The following is a 26,754-nucleotide window of genomic DNA, read 5'->3' on the forward strand; positions in this document are numbered from 1 at the left end:
CGCCCACGATTCTGTATACCCCTAGACGAAAAGCCAGCGAGAACTGGCCGAACGGTTGATATGTCGCTTCCCGTGGGCGAAGTACCGGTGGCGCATAGTGAACGCATCCCCCGTGTAGCGCGCGGGAGGACGGGTGTTCCGGCGGGCAACGCGGGAGCGCCCGTCCGCCCGCCGCGTCCTCCCCGCATCAGGCCCCCGCCGCCCTGGAGCCGTCGAGTTCCCTTGCGGCGGCGACGTAGTCCGCGGCCCACGCAGTGGCCTCCGGGTCCTCGCCGAAGGACTTGTGCACGAGCCGGGCCCACTTCGCGGCCTCCTCGGGCCGGCCGTCCTCGTCGAGCAGGCGCGCGTAGCGGGCCACGATGGCCCGCCGCGGACGCCCCAGGGACGGCTCGTCGTAGTGCGCCGCAAGGGGTTCGAGCATCCGCAGGGCCTCGGCCCGGTCGCCCTTGGCGGCGCGCACCTCGGCCAGGAGCGCGGTGTTGGCCGCGCGGCCCGGTTCGAGGACGTCGTCGGTGAGCAGCGCGAGCGCCTCCTCGGCGGCGGTCTCGGCGGTCGCCGGGTCCCCCGCTTCGAGAGAGCAGCGGCCCCTCAGGTTGTGCGCCAGGCTGATCAGGAGCGGGTGGCCGGTCTTCGCGCCGTACTCCTCGGCGTGGGCGGCGAGGTCCAGGGCGTGGTCGATCGCGCCGATCGAGCGGGCCGCGAGGGCCCGCACGTACTTGGCGAAGCCGCGGCCCCAGTCGTCGTCGATCCGCTCGAAGTCGCGGAAGGACTTGCGCGCCAAGGCGTCGGCGCCCTCGGGGTGGCCGAGGCCGATCTGCGCGGCGGCGCCGATGGCCCGCAGGAGCCCGACGGCGAACACGTCGCCGCTCCGCTCGCCGATGGGCATGAACACATCGGAGAGGCGCTTGGCCTCGGTGAACCGCCCGGCCATGAGCAGCGCGAACGCGGACACGCCGCGAACCCACGCCCGGCCCACCAGGTCCATCTGGCGCGCGAAGGCCTTGGCGGCCTCCCGGAGCACCTCGTCGGCGCCGTCGAAGTCGCCGCGGGCGACGAGCACCCACGCCTGGTGCTGGAGGGCCCAGGCCAGGCGCTTGTCGTCGCCGACGCCGAACGCGACGTCGTAGGCGTCCATGAAGCGGGCCTCCGCCTCGGACAGGTGCCCGGCGAGGAAGTCGAGGAGGCCGATGCGGCACTGGGCGTCGCAGCGGGGCCCGGCGAGCCCTTCGCGGCGCGACAGCGCCAGCGCGGCCGTCCAGGCCCCGCGGGCCTCGGCGAGCTCGCCCTTGTAGCGGTGGAGGCGCCCGCGCAGCAGCAGGAGCTGGGCCACGAGTTCGGAGGCGTCCTCGGGGAAGTCGTCGCCGAACAGGCGCGGCGCGGGGTGGTCGTCGTGCTCGTCCGCGCCGTGGTCGTCGCCGCCGTGGTCGTCGTCGGGGATGAGCCCGATGTCGATGGCGAGGCCCTCGATCTCGGCCTCGGCGTCGACGGTGCGGCCGAGGCGGGTGAGGGCGCGGCCGCGCAGGAGGCGGTCGTCGTGGGAGAGGGCCGCGATGCGCTCGACGCCGTTGAGGAGGGCGACGGCGCGTTCGGGCTCGGAGGCGTCCATGGCGCGGTCGGCCTGCTTGCGGACGGCGTCGACGGCGAGCGGGAGGACGTTCCAGACCTCGTCGACGGCCTCGATCTCGACTTCGCGGGCGAGGGTGACGGCCTGCTCGGCGTGGAAGACCACGAGGTCGTCGGCGCTCTGGCCTTCGAGCTCGGTGTCGGCGGCCCAGCGGGCGACCTCGGCGTGCGCGTGCGCGGCGTCGGCTTTGCCGATGGGCGCGTAGGCGGCCTGGCGCAGCAGCGGGGTCACGAACCGGTAGCCGCCGTAGGAGCGGCGGCGGAGCATGCGGCGGTCGAGGAGCTCCTGGAGGGCGAGGTCGAACTCGCCGGGGACTTCCTTTTCGAGGAGCTGCGTGGCCTCCGGCGGGACGGCGTCGCCGAAGATCGAGGCGGCGCGCAGCAGGGCGCGGGCCGCGGGGCTGAGCGCGTCGATGCGGGCGCCGAGGACCTGCGCGAGGTCGCGGGAGAGGACCTTCCCGGTGAGCGAGCCCGCGGCGAGGCGCCACTGGTCGCCCGTCCCGGTCAGGAGATCCTGCTCGACGAGGAGGGTGACGAGTTCGGCCAGGTAGTACGGGTTGCCCTGGGCGAAGCCGAGGAGCCGGTCCTCGTCGGGCTTGGGCAGGCGCCCGCCGCCGAGGAACTCGCGCAGGAGGCGCGCGGCGTCGGCGCCGGCGAGCGGCGGCAGCGGGTGGACCTCGGCCTCGGAGATGCGGGTGAGGACGCCGGAGGACCTGGTGAGCTCGGGGCGGCCGTAGAGGAGCACGAGCACGGGGCCGTGGATCTTCGCGAGCGCGACGCCGAGGGCGTCGATGCCCGCGGCCGAGGCGGTGTGCAGGTCGTCGATGATGAGGACCATCGGCGTGTTCGTCGACATGTGCGTGATGAGCTCGGCGACGGCCTCGGGGATCGTGTACGCGTCGGACTGCTGCCCGGTGAACCCGCCGACCCGGTCGGCCGCCCCGGGGCGGCCGTGGCCGAGGAGCCCGAGGAGCACGGTGATGTTCAGGCGGCACTCGCCGTGGTCGGCGTGGCCGTCGGCGATGCGCCGCAGCTTCGCCTCGGCGGTGGCCCGGTCGTCGTCGAAGCGCAGGCCCGCGGCCTTGCGCACGAGGTCGGCGAGGGGGCCGAAGCGGCGGCCTTCGCCGTAGGGGGCGACGCGCACGGTCAGCACCCGGGCGCCCCGTTCCGTGGCCAGCGTTCTGACCTCGCGCGCGAAGCGGGTCTTGCCCATGCCCGCTTCGGCGGTGTGGATGAGGACCAGCGGCTCCCCGCGGTCGATGACGGCTTCGAGCCGCCCCGTCACGCGCCCGATCTCGGCGTCGCGGCCGATGAACGGCGCGGTGTCCCCGAGGCTGGCGCGCGTCCCGGGCTCGTCTTCGAGGCCCAGGAGCTGGAACACCTCGACGGGCTCGCGCTTTCCCTTGAGGCGCACGGGAGTGAGGCGGCGCCAGGCCGCGGCGTGCTTGGTGGCGCGCATGGTCTCCTCGCCGGCCCAGATGGTGCCGACGGAGGCGATCGCGCAGATGCGCGCGGCGGTGTTCACGGTGTCGCCGATGACGGTGTATTCGAGGTTCGCCTGCATGCCGGCGACCACGAGTCCCGAGCGCAGGCCGATGCGCAGCCCGATGGGGAGGCCCCCGCCGGACTCTGCTTTCAGCAGCCTGCGGACGCGCTTCTGCATGGCCTGGGCGGCCCGGACCGCTCGCTCCGCGTCGTCTTCGTGCGAAAGCGGGGCCCCGAAGACGGCCATGATGCCGTCCCCGGTGAGCTTGTCGACGTGCCCGCCGAACTCGTTGACGGCGGAGACGCACTCGGCGAGGAGGCGGTCGGTCACGGAGGAGACCCGCTCGGGGTCCAGGCTCTCCGACCAGGTCGTGAAGTCCGAAAGGTCCCCGAAGAGCACCGTCACGTAGCGCCGCTCCGTCTGGGGAGCGGTCGCCTCGGGCGACAGGGGCGCACCGCAGTTGTGGCAGTAGCGCGCGCCCGGCACGGTGGGCACGGAACAGAACGGGCAGGTCACAGCAGCACCAACGCCGAGACAGGGTTGTGTTGTTCCCCACTCCTTGTGGGAACGGGGCCAATCTTGCGCTTCACGGTGGCAAGGATACGTGGCCTACCTGACAGATACCTGTGTGCGGAGGCACAAACCCCCGAGCAGGGGACCAACCCTCCCCCATTATCGCCGACCCCCACCCGAACGGCCGATCCGGTTTCGATGGTGCCGCGCAGCCGTCGCGAACGCGCTGGGGCCCGGACGCGGATGCGTCCGGGCCCCGATTCGGCTTTTGTTGTTAGGCGGTGACCAGGCTGGCCTTCTGGAACTCCTTGACCGAGGTGTAGCCGGTCTTGGCCATGGCTCGGCGGAGGCCCCCGAAGAGGTTCTGGGAGCCGTCGGAGGAGTTGGAAGGGCCGTAGAGGATGGCTTCGAGGTCGGGGACTTCGACGTCGCCGGAGTCTCCCGGGCGGAAGCGGCCGCGGGGGAGCTTCGGGTGGGAGGCGGCGGAGTGCCACCAGGCGCCGGCGGCCGGGGACTCGGCCGCGTCGGCGAGGATCGAGCCGAGCATGACCGCGTCGGCGCCGCAGGCGACGGCCTTGGCGATGGCGCCCGAGTTGGTGACCTCGCCGTCGGCGATGAGGTGGACGTAGCGTCCGCCCGTCTCGTCGAGGTAGTCGCGGCGCGCCGCCGCGGCCTCCACGATCGCCGAGGCCATCGGCACGTCGATGCCGAGCACGGTGTCGGTGGTCGACCAGTCGTCGGAGCCGACCCCGACGATGACGCCCGCCGCACCGGTGCGCATCAGGTGCATCGCCGTCTTGTAGTTGGTGGCCCCGCCCACGACGACCGGGATGTCCAGGTCGGCGATGAACTGCTTCAGGTTCAGGACGTCGCCGCCGGAGGAGACGTGCTCCGCCGAGACGATGGTGCCCTGGATGACCAGCAGGTCCACGCCCGCCTCGACCGCCAGCGGCGCGAGCTCGGCCGTGTGCTGCGGGCTGAAGCGGATCGCCGTGGTGATCCCGCCCGCGCGGATCTCGGCGATCCGCTCGGCGATGAGCTCGGGCTTCACCGGCTCCGCGTAGATCTCCTGGAGCCGCTCGATGGCGTTCTCCGCCGGCGTGTCCGCGAGCTCCTTGAGCAGCGAGGTGGGGTCGACGTAGCGGCACCACAGCCCTTCGCCGTTCAGGACGCCCAGGCCGCCGAGGCGGCCCATCTCGATCACGGACGCCGGGCTCATCGTCGCATCCGAGGGATGCGCGACCGCCGGGATCTCGAACCGGTAGGCGTCGAGCTGCCATTCGGTGGAGACATCGTCGATGTCCCTGGTGCGCCGGGTCGGCACGAGCGCCACTTCGGACAGCCGCCAGCCGCGCGCCACGATCTTGCCGGGGCCGATCTCGACCAATTCCCGCACAGTCTCTCCTCCTACCGGGCCCGACTACCGCGTGTGGTAGTTGGGCGCTTCCACGGTCATCTGGATGTCGTGCGGGTGGCTCTCCTTGAGGCCCGCAGCGGTGATCCGGACCAGACGGCCGCGTTCATGCATCCCCTCGATCGTACCGGCCCCGGTGTACCCCATCGCAATACGCAGACCGCCCACCAGCTGGTAGACCACCTGTGCGAGGGTCCCGCGGTAGGGCACCTGACCTTCGACGCCCTCGGGGACGAGCTTGTCGTTGGAGTCGACCGCGTCCTGGAAGTAGCGGTCCTTGGAGTAGGACTTCGCCTGGCCGCGGGACTGCATGGCGCCCAGGGAGCCCATGCCCCGGTACTGCTTGAACTGCTTGCCGTTCATGTAGATGAGCTCGCCGGGGCTCTCGGCGCAGCCTGCGAACAGCTGTCCCATCATGACGGTGGACGCGCCGGCGACGATGGCCTTGGCGATGTCGCCGGAGTACTGGATGCCGCCGTCGGCGATGACCGGGACGCCCCGCTCGCGGGCGACGCGGACCGTGTCCATGATCGCGGAGACCTGGGGCGCGCCGACGCCCGCGACGACGCGGGTGGTGCAGATCGCGCCGGGGCCGACGCCGACCTTGATGCCGTCGACGCCCGCCTCGATCATCGCGGCCGCGGCCTGCGCGGTCACGATGTTGCCGCCGATGATGTCGACCTTGTGGCCGAAGTCCTTCGAGATCGACGCGATCATGTCGAGCACGCCGCGGGAGTGCCCGTGCGAGGAGTCGACGACGAGGAGGTCCACGCCCGCCTCGACGAGCTGCCCGGCGCGCGCGTACTGGTCCTCGCCGACGCCGATGGCGCCGCCGACGCGCAGGCGCCCCGAGTCGTCCTTCGACGCGTTCGGGAACTCCTCGCGCTTGGCGAAGTCCTTGACGGTGATGAGGCCGCGCAGGTAGAAGTCCGCGTCGACGATCGGGAGCTTCTCGATCTTGTGCTTCTTGAGCAGTTCGAGGGCCTCGTCCTGCGAGACGCCCTCGGGCGCGGTGATGAGGTGCTCCCGGGTCATGACCGCGGCGACCTTGACGGAGTGGTCCGTCTCGAAGCGCATGTCGCGGTTGGTGATGATGCCGACGAGCTTGCCCTTCTCGTCGGTCACCGGGAGGCCGGAGATGCGGTACTTGCCGCAGAGCTTGTCGACCTGGCCGAGGGTGTCCTCGGGCGAGCACGTGACCGGGTCGGCGACCATGCCGGACTCGGAGCGCTTGACGAGGTCCACCTGCTGGGCCTGCTCCTCCGCGGGGAGGTTGCGGTGGAGGATGCCGAGGCCGCCGAGGCGGGCCATGGCGATCGCCATGCGGGCCTCGGTGACGGTGTCCATCGGCGCGGTCAGGAGCGGCACCGAGATGCGGATGTTGCGGGTGAGCTGGGAGGAGGTGTCGACCCCCGCCGGAACGACGTCGGACTCGCCGGGCAGCAGCAGCACGTCGTCGTAGGTGAGGCCGAGCGGGATCGCACTCGCCGCGCCCATGGGCACCGTGGTGCCTCCGACACGCTCGCCGGCAGCGCCTTCGAGCCCTTGAATTCCGAAATCCCCTGAGAACGCCATGGGGCAATGGTAGTGCCGTAACGGGCGTCGCCCCGCGTCGCACACGTCCCCTTGGGGTGTGATTCACGGCGGAGAGCTGGGCATCCGGTCATCCGCTGAATCGGCACGGCCCCGGACGGTGTCGCCGGGGCCGGTCCTGTGAGTGCTGATCTGTCAAGTGCAGGGGGTGTTCAGTTGAGGGGTGTGGTGAGGGGGGTTACTCGAAGAGGTCCCCGGCCTCCTCGGAGACGGTCTCGAAGACCTCGCTCCCCGAGACCGCGTCCCACGCCTCGGTGGCGCCGTCGCTGACGTCCTCCCACACCTCGGTGGCGTCGATGTCGGTGACCGCGTCCGCGACCCCGTCCACCACGTCGTCGAAGATCTCTTCCACGTTCTCGCCGAAACCGTCCATGTGCCCGTCTCCTCGCATCCGTCGGGGTTACTTGCGGCCCAGCCTAACCAGCGGCGCACGCGGTGTCAGCACCCGATCGCGACGATGGCACGCATCCGGGAGTCCGGGCCGCGCACCCGCGTTCACCTGGCCACGTCGCGCTGTGCTCGGGCGCGCGGGCGCGCGGTGGCGTTAGGCTGGGAAGCGTGTATGAGGAGCCTCGCGACCCGTTCGCCGACGATCCCGACCACGCGGAGGCGCTCGCCCCGTTCGAACCCGAGCTGGACGACGACGACCGCGCCGACCTCCTTGAGGACCTCCACGAACTGGAGATGTTCGAGAAGGTCCTGCAACCGCAGGGCTTCCGGGGCGTGGTCGTCGACTGCGCCGACTGCGACGAGCCCCACTACTTCACGTGGGGCCTGCTCATGGCGAACCTGCGCGGCCTGCTGGAGGCCAACTGCGCGCAGGTCCACGAGCCCGCGTTCGACCCCGACCCCGCGCACTACGTGACCTGGGACTACGCCCGCGGGTTCTGCGACTGCTGGCTGAAGACGCACGGCCAGGAGAGCTGAGGGGCCGCCGGGCGGTCAGGCGATCAGCGCCCCGTCCTTGACGACAGCCGCGATGCGCGGCGACTGCACGACCACGTCCCCGATCCGGTCCGCCTCCACGACCACGAGGTCGGCGACCGCGCCCGGGGCCGGGCCGCGCGCGGGCAGGCCGAGGACGGCCGCCGGATTCGCCGTGATCGCGTCGAGCAGGACGCGGCGGTCGGCGGGCGCGGCGGCCCGGAAGAGCAGCCCCGCGAGCCACGCCGCCTGGAGCTGGCTCCCGTTCCCGTAGGGCGCGAACGGGTTGCAGAGGTTGTTGTTGGCGATCGAGACGCGCACGCCGAGTTCGGCGGCGCGCAGCACCGGGGCCACCGAGCGGGTCGCGAAGCCGCCGGAGGCCGCGCGCGGGTGCCCGGCGAGGTAGAGGTCCGTGGCGGGCATGACCGCGAGCGCGATCCCGGCGTCGGCGAGGGCCGCGAGCGCCTTGTCGGGGTCGTCCATGGCGGCGAGGGTCGTGACGTGGCCGATCGCGACGCGGCCCTGGAGGCCGAGGGCGCGGGTGCGGTCGGCGACCAGGCCGATCTGGGAGGCGCCGGGGTCGTCGGAGAAGTCGAGGTGCAGGTCCACGGGCGCGCCGGTGGCCTCGGCGAGGCCGAACACGAAGTCGAGGTGCGCGGCGGGGTCGGCGTCGACGTAGGGGCAGCCGCCCACGATGCGGGCGCCTTCGCGCATGGCGGCGCGCATGAGGTCGGTCTGGCCGGGGAGTTCGAGGCCGCGCTGGGGGAAGGCGGTGAGCTGGAGGTCCAGGCGGGTGTCGAGGCCGCGGTGGAGTTCGAGGAGGCCGAGCCCGGTGGCGGGGTCGATCTCGACCATCGCGCGGGCCGCGGTGGTCCCGTTGCGCAGCAAGGTGTCGGCCGCGCGCTGCGCGCCCGCGGCGACCGTGCCCGCGGGGAGGCGGTCGCGGAGCCGCGCGACGGTGGCGATGGCGTCCCCGAGGTCGGGTGTGAGGGCAGCGCCCTCGGCGGCGAGCGCGTCTTCGATCGCGGGGAGCAGGAACGCCTTGTCGAGATGGACGTGCGCATCGGTGAATGCGGGAAGGACGACGCGCCCGGCGGCGTCGAACACCGCTCCCGGTCCGGGGGCGCCGGTGATGCGGCCGTTGGCGATGTGGAGGTCCTGGAGGCCGTCGGCGGTGCGGGCGCGGGTGATCCGGGCGAGTGGGGGCACGGGGGTCCTTCCGGGGACGGGGGCGCCCGGCCGCCGGGAGCCCGATGGCGGGGTCGATGAACTCGTTAGTGACGAGGTCGTCGGCGCTGAGGCCGTCCGGGATCGTCTCGCCGTAGCCCTCGAAGATCGGGAGGACCGCGGCGATGACGCGGTCGACGCGGTCGGTGTCGAAGTTGCCGAGCGTGTCGTCGGGCCCGTTGGAGACGATGCCCTCCGCGAGCTGGACCTCGACCGAGTCCGCGTTGCCCTCCAGCGTGATCGGCGGCCCGTCGGGGATCGTCTCGGCGATGCGCAGGATGGCCTCGTTGACCGGCTCGGGGTCCGTGACGTAGTCGATCTGGGCCTGCTGGAGCATCGGCACCAGCTCGGTCAGGCACGGCGCGAGCTCCTCCAGCTCGCCCGAGCGCACCGACCAGGCGTGCTGGTAGACCTCGTACCCGGCGTCGTCGATCATCAGGTAGTCGGTGGGCTTCATCCAGCCCTCGACGTCGTGCTCCCAGCGGTACGGCTCGTTCGACACGTACCCCTGCTGCATGACCCGCCCGCCCTCGGCGACGAAGCGGCTCGGGGTGCCGTCGAAGGACGCGTCGGCCTGCGAGGGGTCCACGTAGCCCTGGGCGATGAGGTAGTCCATGAAGACCTTGCCCTCGGTGTACACGATGGGGGCGCCGGTGGCCTTCACGTCGTCCCAGGAGTCGACGTCGTACGTCGCCGGGTCGAACATGACGATCTGCGGCGTGACCTCCAGCGAGGCGAACACGCCGGTGACCGGGAACTCGGCGTTGGCGCGCACCGCGTCGTCGGTGGGGACGAAGCCGAGGGTGATGGAGGTGTCCTGGTACATCTGCGCGGGCACGGGCTGGCCGCCGAGGAAGGGGCCGCCGAGGCGGACCTCGACGTTGACGCCGGTGTCGCCGAGGGGCCCGGTGTAGGCGCCCTTCTCGACGTCCACGGTGCCGTCGGGGCCGACGAGCTGGAACGCGGCGGCGCGCTCGGGGGTGGCGAACCAGTCGGTCTGGATGACGATCGTGGAGGGGCAGATGTCGGCGAGGACGCCCTCGCCGGTGGGGGCGGGCACGTCGGCGGTCGTGGCGGTGCAGGCGGCGAGGAGGCTCGCGCCGGTGAGGGCCGCCGCGGCGGCGGTGAATCTGCGGTGCATGGGTTACTCCTAAGGGGATCGTGAGGGGCGTTATCGCTTGCCGTGCAGGCGGTCGACGCGTCCGGCGAGGAGGTCGAACGCCCAGAACAGGCACAGGCCGACGAGCGAGGACAGCAGGAGGGCCGTGAGGAGCTCCTCGGTGGCGAGGCGCTGGCGGTAGACGTCGATCATGCGGCCGACGCCCGGGACGCCCTGGCGGAAGAAGAAGTCGGCGACGATCGAGCCGATGATCGCCTGGCCGCCGGAGATCTTGAACCCGGAGATCATCGCGGGCAGGGCCGCCGGGAGCTGGAGCTTCCACAGGCGCTGCAAGCGGGTCGCGCCGTGGAGGGTGAACAGGTCGTGCTCGGCGGCCGCGACCGACTTGAGGCCGAAGAGCGTGTTCGTGACGACCGGGAACAGCGAGACCATGACGCACACGATCACCCGCGACCCGAACTCGTACCCGAACCAGAACCCGAACAGCGGCACCACCGCGAGGATCGGGATCGTCTGGAGCACCACGGCGTACGGGTACAGGGAGAACTCGGCCCACCGGGCCTGGCTCATGATCACGGCGAACAGCACGCCGAGGACGATCGCGATCGCCAGGCCGCACAGGGCGACCTGCACGGTGTTCCACAGGGCCGTCAGGATCTCGGTGCGCGCCAGCGGGTCCAGGAGCCCCTCGGCGACCACGGCCTCCGGGGACGGCAGCAGGAACCGGGACGCCTCGGGGACGAGGAGGTGGCTGGAGGCCGCCCACGCGGCGATCACCAGGGCGAACACGGCGACCGGGGCGAGGACGCGGACGGGCGCGGTCTTGAAGGGCCAGCGGACCTTCGGGCGTGACTTCGCCTGCGGCGCTTCCGTGTCGGGGGTGTCGAGGACGGCGGTCACGCGGCGACCTCCCTCTTCGTGCCGCGCAGGGCGGCCGAGACCTCGGCGGCGACGTCGGCGAACGCGGCCGTGTAGCGCAGCTCGGGGTCGCGGGGGAAGTCGAAGGGGACGGGGATGTCGGCGGCGACCTCGCCGGGCTGGCCGCGCAGGACGACCACGCGGGTGGACATAAACACCGACTCGGGCACCGAGTGGGTGACGAACACGCCCGCGAAGCCCTCGCGCGCGAAGAGGCCGCCGACCTCCTCGTTGAGGCGCTGGCGGGTGATCTCGTCGAGGGCGCCGAAGGGCTCGTCGAAGAGGAACAGCTCGGGCTTGACGGTGAGCGCGCGGGCGATGGAGGCGCGCATGCGCATGCCGCCGGAGAGCTGGGAGGGGCGGTGCTTCGCGAAGTCCGCCAGGCCGACCCGTTCGATCGCGTCGAGGGCGGCGGCGCGGCGCTCGGCCTTGGGGACGCCGGCGAGTTCGGCGGGGAGCTCGACGTTGCGGGCGACGGTGCGCCAGGGCAGGAGCGTGGCCTCCTGGAAGACGTAGCCGAGGCGGCCGGCGCCGACCTCGACCGCGCCGGAGGTGGCGGTCTCGAACCCGGCCGCGAGGCGGAGCATCGTGGACTTGCCGCAGCCGGAGGGGCCGACGAGGGAGACGAGTTCGCCGGGGCGGATCTCCAGGTCGACGTCGTGGAGCGCGCGGGTGCCGTTCGCGAAGGTCAGGGAGGTCCCGCGGAAGGCGAGGGCCGGGTCGATGCTCATCGCGACCGCCCGAGGCGGTCGTATACATGACCCGGCCCAAGCCCGTGTTCGGAGTTGAGCCGTGCGTTCATGACTCAAGTTCTACCGGTATACCATTGCAGGCTCCGGTCCGGACGATGACGCGGATGTTTCGTATACGATCAGGCGGCGAGGACGCCGTCGCGGGCGACGACCGCGCCGCGCTTGACGACGAGCTTGCGCGTCGGGACGCTGACCACGGCTTCCGCTGGGGCCGAAGCGGTCACGGCGAACAGGTCCGCGTTGCATCCGACCGCGAGGCCGTACCCGTCGAGCCCGAGGACGGCCGCGCCGCCGTGCGTCCCGGCCGCGAGCGCGAGCTCGATCTCCGGGTCGGACATGAGCCGGTCGCGGAAGGACACCTGGTTGACGCGGCGGAGCATGTCGCCGTCGCCGTACGGGGTCCACAGGTCGCGGATGCCGTCGTTGCCGAGGGCGAGCAGCGCGCCCGCGTCGGCCATGACCTGCACGGGGACGACGGGGGCGCCGCCGACGGCGCAGGTGATCATCGCGACGCCCGCTTCGGCGAGGGCCTCGGCGATGCGCCGCCGGTGGTCGGGTTCGAGGCCGCCCATGGCGTACGCGTGGCTGATGGCGACGCGCCCGGCCATGCCGAGGGCCTTGGTGCGCTCGATGATGAGCTCGTACTCCCACGCGCCGAGCAGGCCCCGGTCGTGGAGGTGGACGTCGATGCTCGCGCCGTGGCGCTCGGCGAGGTCGAAGAGGAGGTCGAGCTGGCCGGTCGGGTCGCGGTCGAACCCGGCGGGGTCGAGGCCGCCGACGGTGCCGACGCCGTCGGCGAGCGCGGCTTCGAGGAGCGCGGGCACGCCGGGCCGGGTGAGCAGGCCGCCCTGGGGGAAGGCGACGAGCTCGACGTCCACGGCGCCGGAGAGGCGGGCGGCGGCCTCGCGCACGGCCGCGACGCCGCCGAGGCCCACTTCGGGGTCGATGTCGATGTGGCTGCGCACGAAGGAGGTCCCGGCGGCGGCCATGGCGCGCAGGAGGTTCGCGGCGTAGTCGGCGCTGGGGACGCCGAGCTCGGCGCGGCGGCCCTCGCCGTTGGCGATGCGCCCTTCGAGGGTGCGCCCGCCGGTGTTGGGGGTCCAGGGGCCGCCGAACATGGTCTTGTCGAGGTGGCAGTGGGCGTCCACGAGGCCGGGGAGGACGATCGCGCCGTCGAGGTCGATCACCTCGGCCGCTTCGAGGTCGAGGCCGGGGCCGACCGCGGCGATGCGGCCGCCGGCGACGGCGATGTCGGCGGAGCGGAGGGGCAGGCCGGGGGTCCAGGGGCGGCCGTTCCTGAGGAGGAGGTCGGTCATGGGGGTCCTTTCGGTCAGGTGAGGAGCATCGCGGCCCCGGCGGCGGTGCCGAACGCGATGACGACGACGCGGAAGACGATCGGCCGGAGGCGGTCGGCGAGCCGCGCGCCCGCGAAGCCGCCGAGGAGGCACGCGGGCGCGAGGATCAGGACGGCGAGCCAGTCGACCGGGCCGAAGATCGAGACGGAGACCATCGCGGCGGTCCCGGTGGTGAGCGCCAGGAGCGCCTTGAGGCCGTTGAGCCGCCCGATGACGGCGTCGATGCCGAGGGCGAGCGCGGTGAGGAACACGATCCCCATGCCGCCGTTGAAGTACGCGCCGTAGACGCCGCCGATGAAGACGCCCGCGTAGAGCAGGGGCGCCGAGGGGCCGCCGCCGCGGGCGGCGAGGCGGCGGGTGATGAGCGGCTGGCACGCGAACAGGGCGGTGGCCGAGAGGATCAGGTACGGGACGAGCGCGGTGAAGACCTCCGGCGGGGCCGCGAGGAGGGCGACGGTGCCGCCGACCGCGCCGACGGCGGCGACGGCGACCAGGCGCGCGAGGACCGGCCGGAACCCGGTGAGGTGCTTGCGAAGCGCGAAGGCGTTCCCGGCGTACCCGGGCCACACGGACACGGCGTTGGTGACGGTGGCGGGGACCGGCGGGAGCCCGATCGCGAGCAGCGCCGGGAACGTCAGGAGGCTGCCGCCTCCGGCGATGGCGTTGCACAGGCCCGCCCCGAATCCGGCGGCGAGCAGCAGGGCGAGGTGTTGCGGGTCCATGGGGTCCTTCCGGGAACGGTGGCGGACCCAATCGTATACAACGTGTCGCGGCGGGGTTCGGGAGGCGTTCAGGCCTCCGGCCGCAGGCGCCTGCGGTAGGCCGTGGTGGCCCGCAGGATGTGCTGCCCGAGCAGGCCCGAGGCGCGGTCGGCGTCCCCGGCGGACAGGGCCGCGAGGATCTCCTCGTGCTCGCGCCAGGAGTCCTCGGCGCGCAGCGTCAGGCCGACCGCGTAGACCCACGCGATCTTCTGGCTGAGCTGGCGGATCATCTGGCCGAGGACCTCCGAGCCGGAGGCCTCGGCGATGACCTCGTGGAAGCGGGAGTTCAGGCGCGGCACCTCTTCGAGGCGGCCCTCGCGCACCGCGTCCCAGCCGAGGTTCACCAGTTCCTTCAGGCGTCCGAGCTGCTCGGGGGTGCGGTTGCGGGCAGCGCGGGCCGCGCACATCGGCTCGATCACCGACCGCAGCTCCAGCAGGTCCTCCGCCTCGGCCTCGCTCAGCTCCTTGACGAAGACCCCGACGTAGGGCTTGGCCTCGACGAACCCCTCGGCTTCGAGGACCCGCAGGGCCTCGCGGACGGGCACGCGCGAGACGCCGTACCGCGCCGCGAGGGCGTCCTCGGTGAGCCGCTCGCCGGGGGCGAACACGCCCCGGATGATGTCCTCGCGGACCGCGCGCACCGCTTCCTGCGGCGCCCGCCGCGGACCCTTGTCCCCAGCCATGGATTCCCTCCACTACGATCAGGCCACCATTCTCGTATACACTCCCTCGCCCCCGGAACGCGGTGCCGCCCCATGACGCTCCTCCAGCCGCTCGCCTCCTTCGACCGCGCCGCTTTCGTCCGCGCCGACCACTACCTGCCGTCCCGGCCCGACACCGTCCAGTGGGGGCGCCTCCCGAACGCGGCGTCCGCGCCGGTCCTGAAGGTCCGCTCCGGCGAGACCGTGTGCATCGACACCGTCAGCCATGAAGGGCTGCTTGAGGACCAGGGCGGCGACCCGGCGGCGTTCTTCGGCGCCAACGGGATCGGGGAGGTCCTCGACGACGCCGTGCGCATCGCCCGCGAATGCGTGCGCGCGCAAGGGGCCGGGCCACACGTCGTCACCGGACCGGTCCACGTGGCCGGGGCCGAGCCCGGCGACGTCCTCGAAGTGGAAGTGCTGCAACTGGAGCGGCGCGCCCCGTACGGGGTGGTCAGCAACCGGCACGGGCGCGGCGCGCTCGCCGGGGAGTACCCGCTCGGCGAGGGCACCGTGAGCACCGTCGCCACGGTCGACGGCCGCGGGCGCGGCGTGATCCCCGTGGGCGACGGCAGGTCGCTGCGGTTCGGCCTCGCGCCGTTCCTGGGGATCATGGGCACCGCGCCGGACACGGCCGACCCGGTCCACTCGGTGCCGCCGGGCCCGCACGGCGGGAACCTCGACATCCGGCTGCTCGGCGAGGGCGCGAAGCTCTACCTGCCTGTGGCCGTCCCGGGCGCGTCGTTCTACTGCGGCGACCCGCACTTCTCGCAGGGGGACGGCGAGGTCGCGCTCACCGCGTTCGAGGCGCCGCTGCGCGCGGTGCTGCGGCTGACGGTGCACGCGGACCCCGACGTGAGGAGACTCGCCGCGGCCCTTGGCGGCCCGTACGCCGAGACCGGGGAACACTGGATCACGACGGGGCTCGACGAGGACCTGGACGAGGCCGTCCGGAAGGCGACCCGGGCCGCGCTCGCGTTCCTGCGGGAGCGGCGCGGCATCCCCGGGCCCGTCGCGCTCGCGTACCTGAGCGCGGCCGTGGACGTGCGGATCTCGCAGGTCGTCGACCTCGTCAAAGGCGCCCACGTCACGCTGCCCAAGGAGTTGGATCTTGACTGACCCGTTCATCGCCCTCGTGGAGGACAGCGTCGTCTACGAAGGCACCGGCTCCGCCGGGCCCCTCGAAGGGCTCCGGCTCGCCGTCAAGGACCTGTTCGACCTGGCCGGGACGCCCACGGGCGCAGGCAATCCGCGCTGGCTGGAGACGCACGTGCCGCCGGAGGCCGACGCCGAGGCCGTGGCGCTGCTGCGCGCGGCGGGCGCACGCGTCGTGGGAAAGACCGTCACCGACGAGCTCGCGTGGAGCCTCAACGGCTCGAACTTCCACTACGGGACCCCCGAGAACCCGGCCGCGCCCGGCCGCGTGCCCGGCGGGTCGTCGTCCGGTTCGGCGTCGGCGGTCGCGCTGGGGCTGGCGGACATCGGGCTCGGCACCGACACCGGCGGGTCGATCCGGGTCCCCGCGTCCTACTGCGGGCTGTACGGGCTGCGGCCCACGCACGAGCGGGTGAGCCTGCGCGGGGCCGTGCCGCTCGCGCCGACGTTCGACACCGCGGGCGTGCTCACCAGGGACGCGCACACGCTGCGCCTGGCCATGCAGGTGCTCCTCGACGAGCCCGCCGAGGACCACGCGCCGATCCGCAGGCTCCTGGCGCCCGGCGACATCTGGGACGAGATCGCGCCCGCGACGCGCGCGGCGGTGATGCCCGCGGTCGAGGCGTTCGGCCTGGAGGTGGACACGTCGCCGTTCTTCGACGACCCGCAGTTCGGGCTCGTCCACGAGGCGGCGCCCGCCGTGGCGCCGCTGGAGAACGCCAGGCGCGCGTACGCCGTGCTCCAGGCCTGGGAGGCGTGGCAGGCGCACGGCGCGTGGATCGAGGCGTCCCGGCCCGAGTTCGGGCCGGGCGTCAAGGCGCGCTTCGCCAACGCGGCGAAGCTGACCAGCGCCGAGGTGACGCGGGCGCAGCGGGTCCGCAGCGGCGTGGTGGCGCTCGTCAGGGACCGGCTCCCCGAGGGCACCGCGCTCGCGATCCCCGCCGCGCCCGGACCCGCGCCGCTGATCGGTGAGGAACCCGACCGCGAGGCGATCGTGCGCTTGACGTGCATCGCAGGGCTCGCCGGTGCCCCCGGGCTGGCCCTTCCGGCCGGGCTGGTCGAGGACCTCCCGGTCGGACTTCAGCTCGTCGCCACTCCGGGAGGCGACGAGGTCCTTCTGGCGCTTGCCGATCCGGACTGAACCCGGCGGGGGCCTGCCAGCTCCCCGCGGTGGTGCCGCTCCTGCCGGACGGCGCCGCGTCAGTCCTCAGTGGATGCGGACTAGCAGACCAGTCCCGAGCGGAAGGCCTCGGCCACCGCGTGGGCCCGGTCGCGCGCGCCGAGCTTGCGGAACATGCGCCGCGCGTGGGTCTTGACGGTGTCCTCGGAGACGAACAGGTCGCGCCCGATCTCGGCGTTGGACTTGCCCTCGGACATGCCGCGCAGGACCTGGAGCTCGCGCTCGGTCAGCTTCATGCCCTGGAGGGTCGAGCGCTGCCTCGGGACGGTCTCGGTGACGCGCTGGAGGCTCGGGGAGGCGAACATGATCGCCTGGGCGAGGGCCACCAGGAGGTCGTCGGAGTTGTTGGACGGGGTGCGGATGACGCCCCGGGCGCCCGCGGCCACGACCATCGCGGCGGTACGGGGGTCCGCAGCGCCGGACAGGAGGACCCCGGTGCGCGGGGAGCGGGCGCGGACGGTCTTGACGAACTTCACCGGGTCCGGGGCGGCGAGGCCGACGTCGACCAGCACCACGTCCACCTGGCGGCGGCCGAGCTCAAGGAACAGCTCGGGCGATCCCTCGACCGACTTGACCGCCTGCGCCAGGCCCATGCGGGTCGCGCAGGCCGAGATCTTCTGTCCGGCTTGAGGAGTCTTAACACAGACCAGTACGGTTCTCACTTTGTTCTACCTTTCGGTGCGGTAGGCCGTGCGTGTCTCTCTGTATCCAGCACGCAGGCGGTCCGCCGCCATGACGCGAGTTCGCGCGAATTTTTCGAGTGACTTTTCGAGGATTCCGGGAAGAGGCGTGGACGCATGGTGTTCGGGTTCGCTGACGCGAAGACCTCGACCCTGATGGGAAACTGGGGGCATGACACAGCGAAGAGGCGGACGACAGCACCGGGCCGAGTCCCGCGATTTTGGTGATCATCGTTCACATCCACCTCGCCATGACCTGTCTAACGAACTAACGGCCCTGGAAGGTACGAGTTACGGCCGATATAAATCCTTGCGTGGCAAATGGTGGACAGGACCGGCGATTCTGGACATTTTGAAAGTCCAGTCCGATCCGTTCGCCCCGCCGAGCCGCGTCGAGCTGCGCTTCGACGCCGAGACCGCGGACCTCCTGCCGGAGTGGTACGCGACCGAGGAGCGGCGCCGCGCCCTCGCGGTGCTCCTCGCGAAGCGGTTCCGGAAGGCATGTCCGACAAGGGACCTGCGGATCGACGCGGGCGGCCAGGAGATCCTGCGGCGCGCGTCGTGCCAGGTCGGGGAGGACGGGTCGGTCGTGTTCCGCCTCGGCGCGCAGTTCCCGGGGCACGGGCGGCGCATCGCCGGACGCCAGGCCGCGCGGCTGCTGTGCGACGACCTGCCGGACGCGGCGGACGACGCGCTCGCCGTCGGCGAGAGCGAAGCCGGCGCGTGGGTGCGCCACGCCGATGACGTTGCGGCCCTGCGGAAGCAGGTGTCGGATATCGGACTCGTCGCGTTCGTCGCCGACGGGGCGATGCTCGCGAGGCGGTCCGGAGTGGACGACCGGCCGCTGGAGAAGGGGGTGCCGTTCCGCTCCCCCGACTCGCTCGCGGTCGAGGTGGAGCTGCCGCACGCGGGCAGGGTCCGGGGCATGGGGATCGCGCCGGGCGTCACGCTCATCGTCGGCGGCGGCTTCCACGGCAAGTCGACCCTGCTGCGGGCCTTGGAGTCCGGGGTGTGGGACCACGTGCCCGGGGACGGGCGCGACTTCGTCGTCGCCGACCGGGGCGCGGTCAAGGTCCGGGCCGAGGACGGGCGCGCGGTCACCGGCGTCGACGTCCACGCGTTCGTCGACCACCTGCCTTCGGGGGACGACACGCGGCACTTCTCCACCGAGAACGCCTCCGGGTCCACCTCGCAGGCCGCCGCGATCGTCGAGTCCCTCGAAGCCGGTGCGCGCGTGCTGCTCATCGACGAGGACACGGCCGCCACGAACCTCATGATCCGCGACGCGCGCATGCAGGAGCTCGTCGCGAAGGACCGCGAGCCGCTGACGCCCCTGGTCGACGTGGTGCGGTCGATGGCCGACGAGCACGGCGTCGCGGTCGTGCTCGTCATGGGCGGCTCCGGCGACTACATGGACGTCGCCGACCGCGTGGTGCTCATGGACGCGTACGTCCCCGAGGACGTCACCGAGCGCGCGAAGGCCCTGGCGGCCAAGCCGACCGGGCGGCGGGTCGAGGCCGAGGGGTTCCGGACGCCGCGCCCGCGCGTCATCGACCCGCGGTCGGTGAGCTCCGAGTCGCGCGGGAAGCAGAAGATCCGCGCCGACGACACCGACGGGCTGCGGTTCGGGGAGTCCGAGATCGACGTGCGGGCCGTCGAGCAGATCACCGACCACTCCATGACCGCCGGGATCGGGTACGCGATCGAGGCCGCGGTGCGGCAGGGGTGGATCGACGGGGAGGCCACGGTCGCGGAGGCGCTGGACCGCTTGGACGCGGCGCTCGACGCGGAGGGCCAGGAGGTGCTGCTGCGGGTGCGGGACGCGGACTTCGCGGTGCCCAGGCGGTTCGAGGTGGCCGCGGCGCTCAACCGGATGCGGGAGCTGCGGGTGCGGGACGCACCCGCGTAACGCCTTGAATCAGGCGTAAAAGTGCCTTCGCGGCTCCGATCCCCAAAGGCCGCGAAGGCTCTTGAACTCTATCGGTTTCCCGACAGCCGCGCGACAAACTGTCGGGATGTTGACACTTGCGGTTCCGCGGGCGTCCAGAAGCCCGGGCCCCGCCTCCGGGCACGCGGAAGGGCCGCCGACATCGTCGGCGCCCCTCGTCGTATTCGCTTGTCGCTCAGGAGATCCCGGGCTTAGTGCGAGTGCCCGTGGGAGTGGGAGTGGCCGTGACCGGCGGTCTCCTCTTCCTCCTCGGGCTTGTCCACGATCGTCACCTCGGTGGTGAGCGCGAGGCCCACGATCGAGGCGGCGTTCAGGACGGCGTTGCGCGTGACCTTCACCGGGTCGGGGATGCCGGCCGAGACCAGGTCCTCGTAGGTGTCGGTGGCCGCGTTCCAGCCCTCGCGCCAGCCCTTGCCCGCGACCGTCGCCACGACCACGTCGCCCGACTCGCCCGCGTTCGCGGCGATCTGGCGCAGCGGCTCCGACAGGGCGGCCGCGACGATCTTGAGGCCCACGCGGGCCTCCGGGTCGGCGAGCTCCACCTTGTCGAGGACCGCGATCGCGTGGACCAGGGCCGCGCCGCCGCCGGCGACGATGCCCTCCTCGACCGCGGCCTTGGTCGCGTTGACCGCGTCCTCGATGCGGTGCTTGCGCTCCTTCAGCTCGACCTCGGTGGCCGCGCCGACCTGGATGACGGCGACGCCGCCGGAGAGCTTCGCGAGACGCTCCTCCAGCTTCTCGCGGTCCCAGGACGACTCGGTCGTGGAGGCCTGCTGCTTGATCTGCGCGATGCGGGCGTCCACCTCGTCGCGCTCGCCCCCGCCGTCCACGATCGTGGTGGCGTCCTTGGAGACGGTGACGCGGCGGGCCCGGCCCAGGTGCGACAGGTCCGCGGCCTTGAGCTCCAGGCCGATCTCCGAGGAGACCACCTCGGCGCCCGTCAGGGTCGCGATGTCGCCCAGGATCGCCTTGCGGCGGTCGCCGAAGGCCGGGGCCTTGACGGCGCACACGCGCAGCGTCCCGCGCAGGGCGTTCACCGTCAGGGTCGCGAGGGCCTGGCCCTCGACGTCCTCGGCGATGATGAGCAGCGGCTTCGAGGTCTCGATGACCTTCTCCAGCACCGGCAGGAGCTCCTCGATCGAGGAGATCTTCGCGTTGGTGATGAGGATGTACGGGTCCTCGAAGACCGTCTGGCGCGAGTCCTGGTCGTTGATGAAGTTCGGGGAGATGAAGCCCTTGTCGAACTGCATGCCCTCGGTCACTTCGAGGATCGTCTCCAGGCTGGAGCCGTCCTCGACCGAGATGACGCCCTCGGCGCCGACGACGTCCATCGCCTTCGCGATGAGCTCGCCGATCTCCGGGTCCTGCGCCGACACGGCCGCGACCTGCGCGATGTGCTCGTGGTCGGAGATCTCGATGGCCTGGCGCAGCAGCTCCTCGGACACGGCGTTCGCCGCGGCCTCGATGCCCTTGCGGATCGCGATCGGGTTGCCCCCGGCCGTGACCGCCTTGATCCCCGCGCGGCTCATCTTCTGCGCCAGCACGGTCGCGGTGGTGGTGCCGTCGCCCGCGACGTCGTTCGTCTTGGTGGCGACCTCCTTGACCAGCTGCGCGCCGAGGTTGGCGTACGGGTCCGAGAGCTCGATCTCCTTGGCGATCGTCACGCCGTCGTTGGTGATCAGCGGCGCGCCGAAGGACCGCTGGAGGACCACGTTGCGGCCCTTCGGGCCCAGCGTGACCTTCACGGTGTCGGCGAGCTGGTCGATACCGCTCAGCAGGTTCTGCCGCGCGTCCTCGGCGAAGTTGAGAATCTTCGGCATTGGTTCCCTTTCCTAGGAACGCGGACGGGCCCTCTGGCGAGGGCCCGGTGCGCGCTCTACTGCTCGACGACCGCGAGGACGTCGCGCGAGGACAGGACGAGGTACTCCTCGCCGTTGTACTTGACCTCGGTGCCGCCGTACTTGGAGTAGATGACGGTGTCGCCGACCTTCACGTCGATCGGGAGGCGGTTGCCCTTGTCGTCGAAGGCGCCCGGGCCCACGGCGAGGACGGTGCCCTCCTGGGGCTTCTCCTTGGCGGTGTCGGGGATGACGAGACCGGAAGCGGTGGTGGTCTCGGCCTCGTTCGCCTGGACCACGATGCGGTCGCCCAGCGGCTTGATGGCAGCCTTGCTCACTTGGTTTCTCCAAACCTGTTCTGTGCAGTGCGGATGTCCGCCACGACAGCGCGGGTCTCGTCGTCGCGGGTGCCGAGGCACCGGCCCGTGGCTGGCACTCTCACGGAGAGAGTGCCAAAGCGATCATAGCGCTTAGCAATCTCGTCCTGCGAGTGCTAAGGCCGACGTTAGTTCGCCCAGGTGGGGGCGTCAACAACGGGTCTCACAGGTCATACCATGGTCCCGTGGAAACGAGCCTGCCCAACGCCCTCCTCGCCGACCCCGGGCTCCAGACCCGCGCCGCCGAAGCCCTCGAACGCGACGGCGACCGCGCCCCGCTCGCCCTCCGCAAGGCCGGGATCGACCCGGACCTTGCCGCCGCGGCCCTGACCCTCGCGGACCTGCGGCGCCACGCCCGCGCCAAGTTCGGCGACCTCGCCCCCCGGCTGTACTTCACCAGGGCGGGCCTGGAGCAGGCCACGCGCTGGCCGGTGGCGCAGCGCAGGGCGGCCCGCTTCGCCGCAGCCGTCCACGAGGTCACGGACCTGTGCTGCGGCCTGGGCACCGAAGCCCTGGCGTTCGCGCAGGCGGGCATGGCGGTCGAAGCGGTCGACATGAGCGAGGCGACCGCGGGCTACGCGGCGGCGAACGCCGCGGCCCTGGGCCTCCCGGTCCGGGTGACCGTCGCCGACGCCCTCGAAACCCCCCTCGCCGAGTCCGCCTTCGCCGACCCGGCCCGCCGCTCCGGCCGCACCCGCAACTTCAACCCGGCCGACTACTCCCCGCCCCTGGACCCGCTCCTCGCCCGCCTCCGCACCGCGCGCTTCGCCGCCGTCAAGCTCGGCCCCGGCATCTCCCACGACTGGATCCCCGCGGGCGCCGAAGCCGAATGGGTCTCGGTGGACCGCGACGTCGTGGAGGCCTGCCTGTGGCTGGGCGAGGCCGCCGAGGTCCCGAGACGCGCGAGCCTGCTCAAAGCGGGCGAGTGGCACGAGCTGACGGGAACCGGGGAGGAACGGGCCGAGGTGGGCGACGTCGCCGACTACCTCTACGAACCCGACGGCGCCGTGATCAGGGCGGGCCTGGTGGCCGAACTCGCCGAGACCCTGAACGCCCGCACGGGAAGCGAGGAGATCGCCTACCTCTACAGCGACACCCTCGCCGAATCCCCGTTCGCCCGCCGCTGGAAGGTCGGAGAGGTCTGGCCCCTCCACCCCAAGAAGCTCAAGCCCCTCCTCGCCGAAAGGGGAATCGGCCGCCTCACCATCAAGCAACGAGGCACCGGCATCGACCCCGCCGCCCTCAGAAGACAACTCAAACTCAAGGGCCCCAACGAAGCCACCCTGGTAGCGACCCGCCTCGCCGGAGACCACGTCGCAATCCTCTGCGCCGAGGTCTAGTCCAGCTTCGCGGTGAGGTCGACCTCGATGAGCTGGTCCTGGTAGCCGAGCGCGGTGACGCCCGTGACGGTGCTGGCGGCCTTAAACGCCGGGCCGAGCTCGGGGTGCTCCGAGAGCCGGTGCCAGGCGCCGCCGACCACGTTGCTCTCGCTGCTCACCACGTACACGATCGACCGGACCACGTCCTCGGGCTTCGCGCCCGCATGCGCCAGCGCCGCAAGGCAGTTGGCAGCCACCTGCTCGATCTGCCGCTCCAGGTCCCCGACCCCGACGACCCGCTCGTCCCCGTCGACCGGGCACTGCCCGGCCAGGAACGCGAGCCGTCCCGCCTCGACGATCGTCACGTGCTCATACCCGCCGGTCGGATGCAGTCCACTCATCCGCCGAGGCTAGACACCGGCCCTGTCGGCGCGCCACCGCTTATTCGGGGTGGGTGAGTTTGTAGCGGAGGTTGGCGTCTTTTTGGGCGACCATTCGTTCGAGGTCGACTTGGAAGGCCTCCATCTTGGCGCGGAGGTCGGGGTCGGCGGCGGCGAGGATTCTGACGGCGAGGAGGCCGGCGTTGCGGGCCCCGGCGACGGAGACGGTGGCGACGGGGATGCCCGCGGGCATCTGGACGATCGAGAGGAGGGAGTCCATGCCGTCGAGGTGCTTGAGGGGCACGGGGACGCCGATGACGGGGAGCGGGGTCGCGGAGGCGACCATGCCGGGGAGGTGGGCGGCGCCGCCGGCGCCCGCGATGATCGCTTGGAGGCCGCGCCCGGCGGCGGAGTCGGCGTAGCTGAGCATCCCGTGGGGGGTCCGGTGGGCGGAGACCACGCGGACCTCGTAGGGGACGCCGAACTCGTCGAGGGCGGCGGTGGCCGCTTCCATGACGGGCCAGTCGGAGTCCGAGCCCATGATGACGCCGACGCGCGGCTGCTGCTCTGTCATTACTCGCCTTCCTGGAGCCACTTGGCGGCGCGCAGGGCGCGGCGCCGCAGGAGGTCGGGGTCGTCGCCGCGGACGGTGACGTGGCCGATCTTGCGGCCCGGCCGGACGGCCTTGCCGTAGAGGTGGACGTGCGCGCCGGGGTCGTCGGCGAGGAGGTGCTGGAGCCGCTCGTCCAGGCGCGGGCCGCCGGGCGCGCCGCCGAGGACGTTCGCCATGACGGTGTACGGCGTGACCGGGGCGGTCGAGCCGAGCGGGTAGTCGAGGACGGCGCGCAGGTGCTGCTCGAACTGGCTGGTCTCGGCCCCTTCGATGGTCCAGTGGCCGGAGTTGTGGGCGCGCATCGCGAGCTCGTTGACGAACAGGCCCTTGGAGGTCTGGAACAGCTCGACGGCGAGCATGCCGACCACGCCGAGTTCGCGGGCGACGGTCTCGCCGATCTCCTTGGCCTGCGCGGCGACGGCGGGGTCGAGGTGCGGCGCGGGGGCGATCACCTCGGTGCAGATGCCGCCGGTCTGGACGGTCTCCACGACGGGGTAGACGGCGGTCTCGCCGCGCGGGGACCGCGCGACCTGGATCGCGAGCTCGCGCTGGAGGGGCATGCGCTCCTCGGCGATGAGGCGGATGCCGGAGGCGAGGACGGCCTGCGCGTCGCCGGGCGTGTCGACCATCCACACGCCTTTGCCGTCGTAGCCGCCGGTCGCGGCCTTGAGGACGCAGGGGAGGCCGAAGGCCTCGACGTCGGAGATGGAGTCGACGGGGGCCCAGCGCGGCTGCGGGAGGCCGAGGCCGGTGAGGCGGGTGCGCATGGCGTGCTTGTCCTGCGCGTAGAGGAGGGCCTCGGGGCGGGGCTGGACGTCGACGCCTTCGGCGACGAGGGCCTGGAGCGCCTCCTGGGGGACGTGCTCGTGGTCGAAGGTGACCACGGTGCAGCCCTTGGCGAAGCCGCGGAGGTCCTCGACGTCGCGGTAGTCGCCGAGCACGGTCGCGGGGGCGACGACGGCGGCGCTCTCGGCCGGGTCGCCCGCGAGGACCTTGAGGCTCTGGCCGAGGGCGATGGCGGCTTGATGGGTCATGCGGGCCAGTTGGCCGGCACCGATCATGCCCACGGTCGGGAGTTGGGTCGCGGCATCCACGGCGAGAGCCTAACCCGTGCTCAAAAGCGAGCGTTTACGAACGTAAACCGGCGTGACCTGGTCATCAACCGGTGATGGGATGTTCGGCCACTTCGAGGAGTTGGTCGGGGGCCACGCCGAGGGCGTCGCAGAGGGCCATGATGGTGAAGAACGCCGGTGTGGCGATGCGGCCGGTCTCGATCTTGCGCAGCGTCTCCGGGGAGATCCCGGCCTCGGCGGCGACGTCGGGGAGGCTGCGCGGACCGCGGGCCGTGCGCAGCGCCCGGCCGAGGGCGCGGCCGCGGTCGTGCTCTTCGGGCCTCAGCGGCGGTCGGATCATACCGGTATTATAGTACCGGTATACAAATACCGGAACCCTATGGAAGGCCGACGATGATCGAGCTGTACTCCCCCGCCGAGATCGAAGCGATGCGCCCGGCGGGCCGCTTCGTGGCCGCCACGCTCTCGGAGCTGGCGCGCACCGCCGACGTCGGCATGAACCTCCTGGACCTCGACGACCTGGTGGCCCGCAGGATCAAGGAGGCCGGGGCGGTCTCCTGCTACGTCGACTACCACCCCTCGTTCGGCGGGAGCCCCTTCGGGAAGGTCCTGTGCACCTCCGTCAACGACGCGGTCCTGCACGGCCTCCCCCACGACTACAAGCTCAAGGACGGCGACCTGGTGAGCTTCGACTTCGCGGCCGAGGTGGACGGCTGGGTCGCGGACTCGGCGCTGTCGGTCGTGGTCGGCAAGGCGAAGGACGAGGACCTGCGGCTCATCGACACCACCACGCGCGCGCTCGAAGCGGGCATCGGCGCGGCGGTCGCCGGGAACAAGCTCGGGGACGTCGGGCACGCCATCGCCACCGTGGCGCGCGGCGACGGCCTCGGCGTGAACACCCAGTTCGGCGGGCACGGCGTGGGCCGGACCATGCACGGCGACCCGCACGTGCCCAACGACGGCCGCCCCGGCCGGGGCATGAAGCTCAAGCCGGGCCTGGTCATCGCGATCGAGCCGTGGTTCCTCCAGACCACCGACGAGATCGTCTACGACCCCGACGGGTGGACGCTGCGCAGCGCCGACGGCTCGCGCGGCGCGCACATGGAGCACACCGTCGCGATCACCGAGGACGGGCCGATCGTCCTCACGGCACGCGACTAGGACGAGGACGCGGGGCGCTCGGCCTCGGCGCGCTTGAGGCGCTCGAAGCGGTCGACCATGCGCTCCGAGACGACCTCCTCGGCGGTGACGGCGTACCCGTAGTGGTCGCGCCAGTCGCCGTCGATGTACAGGTACCGCTTGTGGAGGCCCTCGCGGCGCAGGCCGAGCTTCTCGGCGACGCGGTTCGAGGGCCCGTTCTCGGGCCGGATGTTCACTTCGATGCGGTGCAGGCGGCCGACGGTGAGCGCGTGGTCCACCACGAGCGCGAGCGCGGTCGCGGTGATGTTGCGCCCGGCGTGGCCGCGGTCGATCCAGTAGCCCGCGTAGGCGGAGCCGAAGGCGCGGCGCACGATGTTGCCGACGGTGAGGCCGCCGACGAGCTTGCCGTCCCAGCAGACCGCGAGGGGCCAGCTGGTGCCGTCCTTGACGGACCGCTTGAGGCTGCGCAGCATCGCGCGGAACGCGGCGGGCGAGTGGGCTTCATGCCAGGTGGTGCCGGTGCCGGGCTCCCAAGGGGCGAGCCAGGCCTCGTTGGCGCGGCGCAGTTCGGACCAGCGGTTGGCGTCGGAGCGGCGGAAGGGCCGGACGCTCACCTGCTCGTGTTCGAGGTGCACCGGCCATCCGGGGTTGGAAAGGGTCATCG

General features: G+C 72.2%; 25 protein-coding genes. 7 read left to right on the forward strand and 18 right to left on the reverse strand.

Translation table 11 applies throughout. The annotated features are described in order from the left end of the window. Window positions 1-187: 187 nt before the first annotated feature. The 4 genes from ACFFXY_RS00645 to ACFFXY_RS00660 all read right to left on the reverse strand — a co-directional run bounded on the left by ACFFXY_RS00645 (window position 188) and on the right by ACFFXY_RS00660 (window position 7,002). A complete protein-coding gene (locus ACFFXY_RS00645) occupies window positions 188-3,604 on the reverse strand; it encodes an adenylate/guanylate cyclase domain-containing protein (protein WP_382344863.1) in 3,417 nt (1,138 codons plus the stop codon). Between the two features lie 292 nt (window positions 3,605-3,896). Next, window positions 3,897-5,018 (reverse strand): GuaB3 family IMP dehydrogenase-related protein, encoded by a 1,122-nt coding sequence (locus ACFFXY_RS00650; RefSeq protein ID WP_382344866.1) that lies wholly within the window; start codon window positions 5,016-5,018, stop codon window positions 3,897-3,899. 24 nt (window positions 5,019-5,042) lie between these two features. Beyond that, window positions 5,043-6,533: an IMP dehydrogenase gene (guaB, locus tag ACFFXY_RS00655; protein WP_382344868.1), complete on the reverse strand. Its 1,491-nt coding sequence runs from the start codon at window positions 6,531-6,533 to the stop codon at window positions 5,043-5,045. A gap of 274 nt (window positions 6,534-6,807) precedes the next feature. Next, on the reverse strand, window positions 6,808-7,002 hold the full coding sequence (locus tag ACFFXY_RS00660) for a hypothetical protein (protein WP_382344871.1): 195 nt from the start codon (window positions 7,000-7,002) through the stop codon (window positions 6,808-6,810). 185 nt (window positions 7,003-7,187) lie between these two features. Between ACFFXY_RS00660 and ACFFXY_RS00665 the strand changes: the two genes are divergently transcribed. After that, entirely contained in the window at window positions 7,188-7,556 is a 369-nt protein-coding gene (locus tag ACFFXY_RS00665; protein WP_382344873.1) for a DUF5319 family protein, read from the forward strand. A gap of 15 nt (window positions 7,557-7,571) precedes the next feature. Here ACFFXY_RS00665 and ACFFXY_RS00670 read toward each other — a convergent pair whose 3' ends face one another. Next, a complete protein-coding gene (locus ACFFXY_RS00670) occupies window positions 7,572-8,762 on the reverse strand; it encodes an amidohydrolase family protein (RefSeq protein WP_382344876.1) in 1,191 nt (396 codons plus the stop codon). Here ACFFXY_RS00670 and ACFFXY_RS00675 point away from each other — a divergent pair. Next, complete coding sequence (locus ACFFXY_RS00675) at window positions 8,740-9,945, forward strand: hypothetical protein (RefSeq protein ID WP_382344878.1); 1,206 nt, start codon at window positions 8,740-8,742, stop codon at window positions 9,943-9,945. The genes ACFFXY_RS00670 and ACFFXY_RS00675 overlap by 23 nt on opposite strands. A 6-nt stretch (window positions 9,946-9,951) precedes the next feature. Here the strand turns inward: ACFFXY_RS00675 and ACFFXY_RS00680 are convergent, their stop codons facing one another. The 5 genes from ACFFXY_RS00680 to ACFFXY_RS00700 form a co-directional block, all read right to left on the reverse strand. Then, a complete protein-coding gene (locus ACFFXY_RS00680) occupies window positions 9,952-10,800 on the reverse strand; it encodes an ABC transporter permease (protein WP_382344881.1) in 849 nt (282 codons plus the stop codon). Next, complete coding sequence (locus ACFFXY_RS00685) at window positions 10,797-11,549, reverse strand: ABC transporter ATP-binding protein (protein ID WP_382344884.1); 753 nt, start codon at window positions 11,547-11,549, stop codon at window positions 10,797-10,799. The genes ACFFXY_RS00680 and ACFFXY_RS00685 overlap by 4 nt, the downstream gene beginning before the upstream one ends. A 140-nt stretch (window positions 11,550-11,689) precedes the next feature. Continuing rightward, complete coding sequence (locus tag ACFFXY_RS00690; protein WP_382344886.1) at window positions 11,690-12,886, reverse strand: amidohydrolase; 1,197 nt, start codon at window positions 12,884-12,886, stop codon at window positions 11,690-11,692. A 14-nt stretch (window positions 12,887-12,900) separates the two neighbouring features. Further along, complete coding sequence (locus ACFFXY_RS00695; protein WP_382344889.1) at window positions 12,901-13,647, reverse strand: sulfite exporter TauE/SafE family protein; 747 nt, start codon at window positions 13,645-13,647, stop codon at window positions 12,901-12,903. Window positions 13,648-13,715: 68 nt separating this feature from the next. Continuing rightward, window positions 13,716-14,369 carry a GntR family transcriptional regulator gene (locus tag ACFFXY_RS00700; RefSeq protein WP_382344892.1) on the reverse strand — a complete coding sequence of 218 codons (654 nt, stop codon included), beginning with the start codon at window positions 14,367-14,369 and terminating at the stop codon, window positions 13,716-13,718. 72 nt (window positions 14,370-14,441) lie between these two features. Here ACFFXY_RS00700 and ACFFXY_RS00705 point away from each other — a divergent pair, with 72 nt between their 5' ends. Continuing rightward, on the forward strand, window positions 14,442-15,506 hold the full coding sequence (locus ACFFXY_RS00705) for an acetamidase/formamidase family protein (RefSeq protein ID WP_382344894.1): 1,065 nt from the start codon (window positions 14,442-14,444) through the stop codon (window positions 15,504-15,506). Next, window positions 15,499-16,683 (forward strand): amidase, encoded by a 1,185-nt coding sequence (locus ACFFXY_RS00710; protein WP_382344896.1) that lies wholly within the window; start codon window positions 15,499-15,501, stop codon window positions 16,681-16,683. The genes ACFFXY_RS00705 and ACFFXY_RS00710 overlap by 8 nt, the downstream gene beginning before the upstream one ends. Window positions 16,684-16,763: 80 nt before the next feature. On the opposite strand, the gene ACFFXY_RS00715 is transcribed toward ACFFXY_RS00710, so the two are convergent. Then, window positions 16,764-17,384 carry a helix-turn-helix transcriptional regulator gene (locus ACFFXY_RS00715; protein WP_359952482.1) on the reverse strand — a complete coding sequence of 207 codons (621 nt, stop codon included), beginning with the start codon at window positions 17,382-17,384 and terminating at the stop codon, window positions 16,764-16,766. Window positions 17,385-17,574: 190 nt separating this feature from the next. Here ACFFXY_RS00715 and ACFFXY_RS00720 point away from each other — a divergent pair, with 190 nt between their 5' ends. Continuing rightward, complete coding sequence (locus tag ACFFXY_RS00720) at window positions 17,575-19,311, forward strand: P-loop domain-containing protein (RefSeq protein WP_382344899.1); 1,737 nt, start codon at window positions 17,575-17,577, stop codon at window positions 19,309-19,311. A gap of 230 nt (window positions 19,312-19,541) precedes the next feature. On the opposite strand, the gene groL is transcribed toward ACFFXY_RS00720, so the two are convergent. Beyond that, complete coding sequence (gene groL, locus ACFFXY_RS00725; protein ID WP_382344901.1) at window positions 19,542-21,170, reverse strand: chaperonin GroEL; 1,629 nt, start codon at window positions 21,168-21,170, stop codon at window positions 19,542-19,544. Window positions 21,171-21,226: 56 nt separating this feature from the next. Beyond that, complete coding sequence (gene groES / locus ACFFXY_RS00730; protein ID WP_198667284.1) at window positions 21,227-21,526, reverse strand: co-chaperone GroES; 300 nt, start codon at window positions 21,524-21,526, stop codon at window positions 21,227-21,229. Window positions 21,527-21,750: 224 nt separating this feature from the next. Here groES and ACFFXY_RS00735 point away from each other — a divergent pair, with 224 nt between their 5' ends. Next, window positions 21,751-22,905 (forward strand): class I SAM-dependent methyltransferase, encoded by a 1,155-nt coding sequence (locus ACFFXY_RS00735; RefSeq protein ID WP_382344904.1) that lies wholly within the window; start codon window positions 21,751-21,753, stop codon window positions 22,903-22,905. On the opposite strand, the gene ACFFXY_RS00740 is transcribed toward ACFFXY_RS00735, so the two are convergent. The 4 genes from ACFFXY_RS00740 to ACFFXY_RS00755 all read right to left on the reverse strand — a co-directional run bounded on the left by ACFFXY_RS00740 (window position 22,902) and on the right by ACFFXY_RS00755 (window position 25,290). Further along, entirely contained in the window at window positions 22,902-23,285 is a 384-nt protein-coding gene (locus tag ACFFXY_RS00740) for a RidA family protein (protein WP_382344906.1), read from the reverse strand. The genes ACFFXY_RS00735 and ACFFXY_RS00740 overlap by 4 nt on opposite strands. A gap of 40 nt (window positions 23,286-23,325) precedes the next feature. Further along, window positions 23,326-23,838, reverse strand: a complete 513-nt coding sequence (gene purE, locus ACFFXY_RS00745) for a 5-(carboxyamino)imidazole ribonucleotide mutase (protein WP_382344908.1) — start codon at window positions 23,836-23,838, stop codon at window positions 23,326-23,328. After that, window positions 23,838-24,971, reverse strand: coding sequence for a 5-(carboxyamino)imidazole ribonucleotide synthase (locus ACFFXY_RS00750; RefSeq protein ID WP_382344910.1), 1,134 nt, complete (start codon window positions 24,969-24,971; stop codon window positions 23,838-23,840). Before ACFFXY_RS00750 ends, purE begins: the two co-directional genes overlap by 1 nt. Before the next feature lie 64 nt (window positions 24,972-25,035). Beyond that, window positions 25,036-25,290: a helix-turn-helix domain-containing protein gene (locus ACFFXY_RS00755; protein WP_382344912.1), complete on the reverse strand. Its 255-nt coding sequence runs from the start codon at window positions 25,288-25,290 to the stop codon at window positions 25,036-25,038. Between the two features lie 53 nt (window positions 25,291-25,343). On the opposite strand from ACFFXY_RS00755, the gene map reads away from it, so the two are divergent. Further along, window positions 25,344-26,111 (forward strand): type I methionyl aminopeptidase, encoded by a 768-nt coding sequence (gene map / locus ACFFXY_RS00760; protein ID WP_382344914.1) that lies wholly within the window; start codon window positions 25,344-25,346, stop codon window positions 26,109-26,111. Here the strand turns inward: map and ACFFXY_RS00765 are convergent. Next, window positions 26,108-26,752 (reverse strand): GNAT family N-acetyltransferase, encoded by a 645-nt coding sequence (locus ACFFXY_RS00765; RefSeq protein WP_382344916.1) that lies wholly within the window; start codon window positions 26,750-26,752, stop codon window positions 26,108-26,110. The genes map and ACFFXY_RS00765 overlap by 4 nt on opposite strands. Window positions 26,753-26,754: the final 2 nt, after the last annotated feature.

This window comes from Glycomyces mayteni (assembly GCF_042428885.1).
Classification (GTDB): domain Bacteria; phylum Actinomycetota; class Actinomycetes; order Mycobacteriales; family Micromonosporaceae; genus Glycomyces; species Glycomyces mayteni.

Excerpts from the sequence above, each read along its gene's own strand:
- guaB (WP_382344868.1), bottom strand. The coding sequence starts at position 6,533 with ATGGGCGCGGCGAGTGCGATCCCGCTCGGCCTCACCTACGACGACGTG.
- ACFFXY_RS00660 (WP_382344871.1), bottom strand. The coding sequence starts at position 7,002 with ATGGACGGTTTCGGCGAGAACGTGGAAGAGATCTTCGACGACGTGGTG.
- ACFFXY_RS00685 (WP_382344884.1), bottom strand. The coding sequence starts at position 11,549 with ATGAGCATCGACCCGGCCCTCGCCTTCCGCGGGACCTCCCTGACCTTC.
- ACFFXY_RS00690 (WP_382344886.1), bottom strand. The coding sequence starts at position 12,886 with ATGACCGACCTCCTCCTCAGGAACGGCCGCCCCTGGACCCCCGGCCTG.
- ACFFXY_RS00695 (WP_382344889.1), bottom strand. The coding sequence starts at position 13,647 with ATGGACCCGCAACACCTCGCCCTGCTGCTCGCCGCCGGATTCGGGGCG.
- ACFFXY_RS00700 (WP_382344892.1), bottom strand. The coding sequence starts at position 14,369 with ATGGCTGGGGACAAGGGTCCGCGGCGGGCGCCGCAGGAAGCGGTGCGC.
- ACFFXY_RS00705 (WP_382344894.1), top strand. The coding sequence starts at position 14,442 with ATGACGCTCCTCCAGCCGCTCGCCTCCTTCGACCGCGCCGCTTTCGTC.
- ACFFXY_RS00720 (WP_382344899.1), top strand. The coding sequence starts at position 17,575 with ATGACACAGCGAAGAGGCGGACGACAGCACCGGGCCGAGTCCCGCGAT.
- groL (WP_382344901.1), bottom strand. The coding sequence starts at position 21,170 with ATGCCGAAGATTCTCAACTTCGCCGAGGACGCGCGGCAGAACCTGCTG.
- ACFFXY_RS00740 (WP_382344906.1), bottom strand. The coding sequence starts at position 23,285 with ATGAGTGGACTGCATCCGACCGGCGGGTATGAGCACGTGACGATCGTC.
- purE (WP_382344908.1), bottom strand. The coding sequence starts at position 23,838 with ATGACAGAGCAGCAGCCGCGCGTCGGCGTCATCATGGGCTCGGACTCC.
- ACFFXY_RS00755 (WP_382344912.1), bottom strand. The coding sequence starts at position 25,290 with ATGATCCGACCGCCGCTGAGGCCCGAAGAGCACGACCGCGGCCGCGCC.
- map (WP_382344914.1), top strand. The coding sequence starts at position 25,344 with ATGATCGAGCTGTACTCCCCCGCCGAGATCGAAGCGATGCGCCCGGCG.
- ACFFXY_RS00765 (WP_382344916.1), bottom strand. The coding sequence starts at position 26,752 with ATGACCCTTTCCAACCCCGGATGGCCGGTGCACCTCGAACACGAGCAG.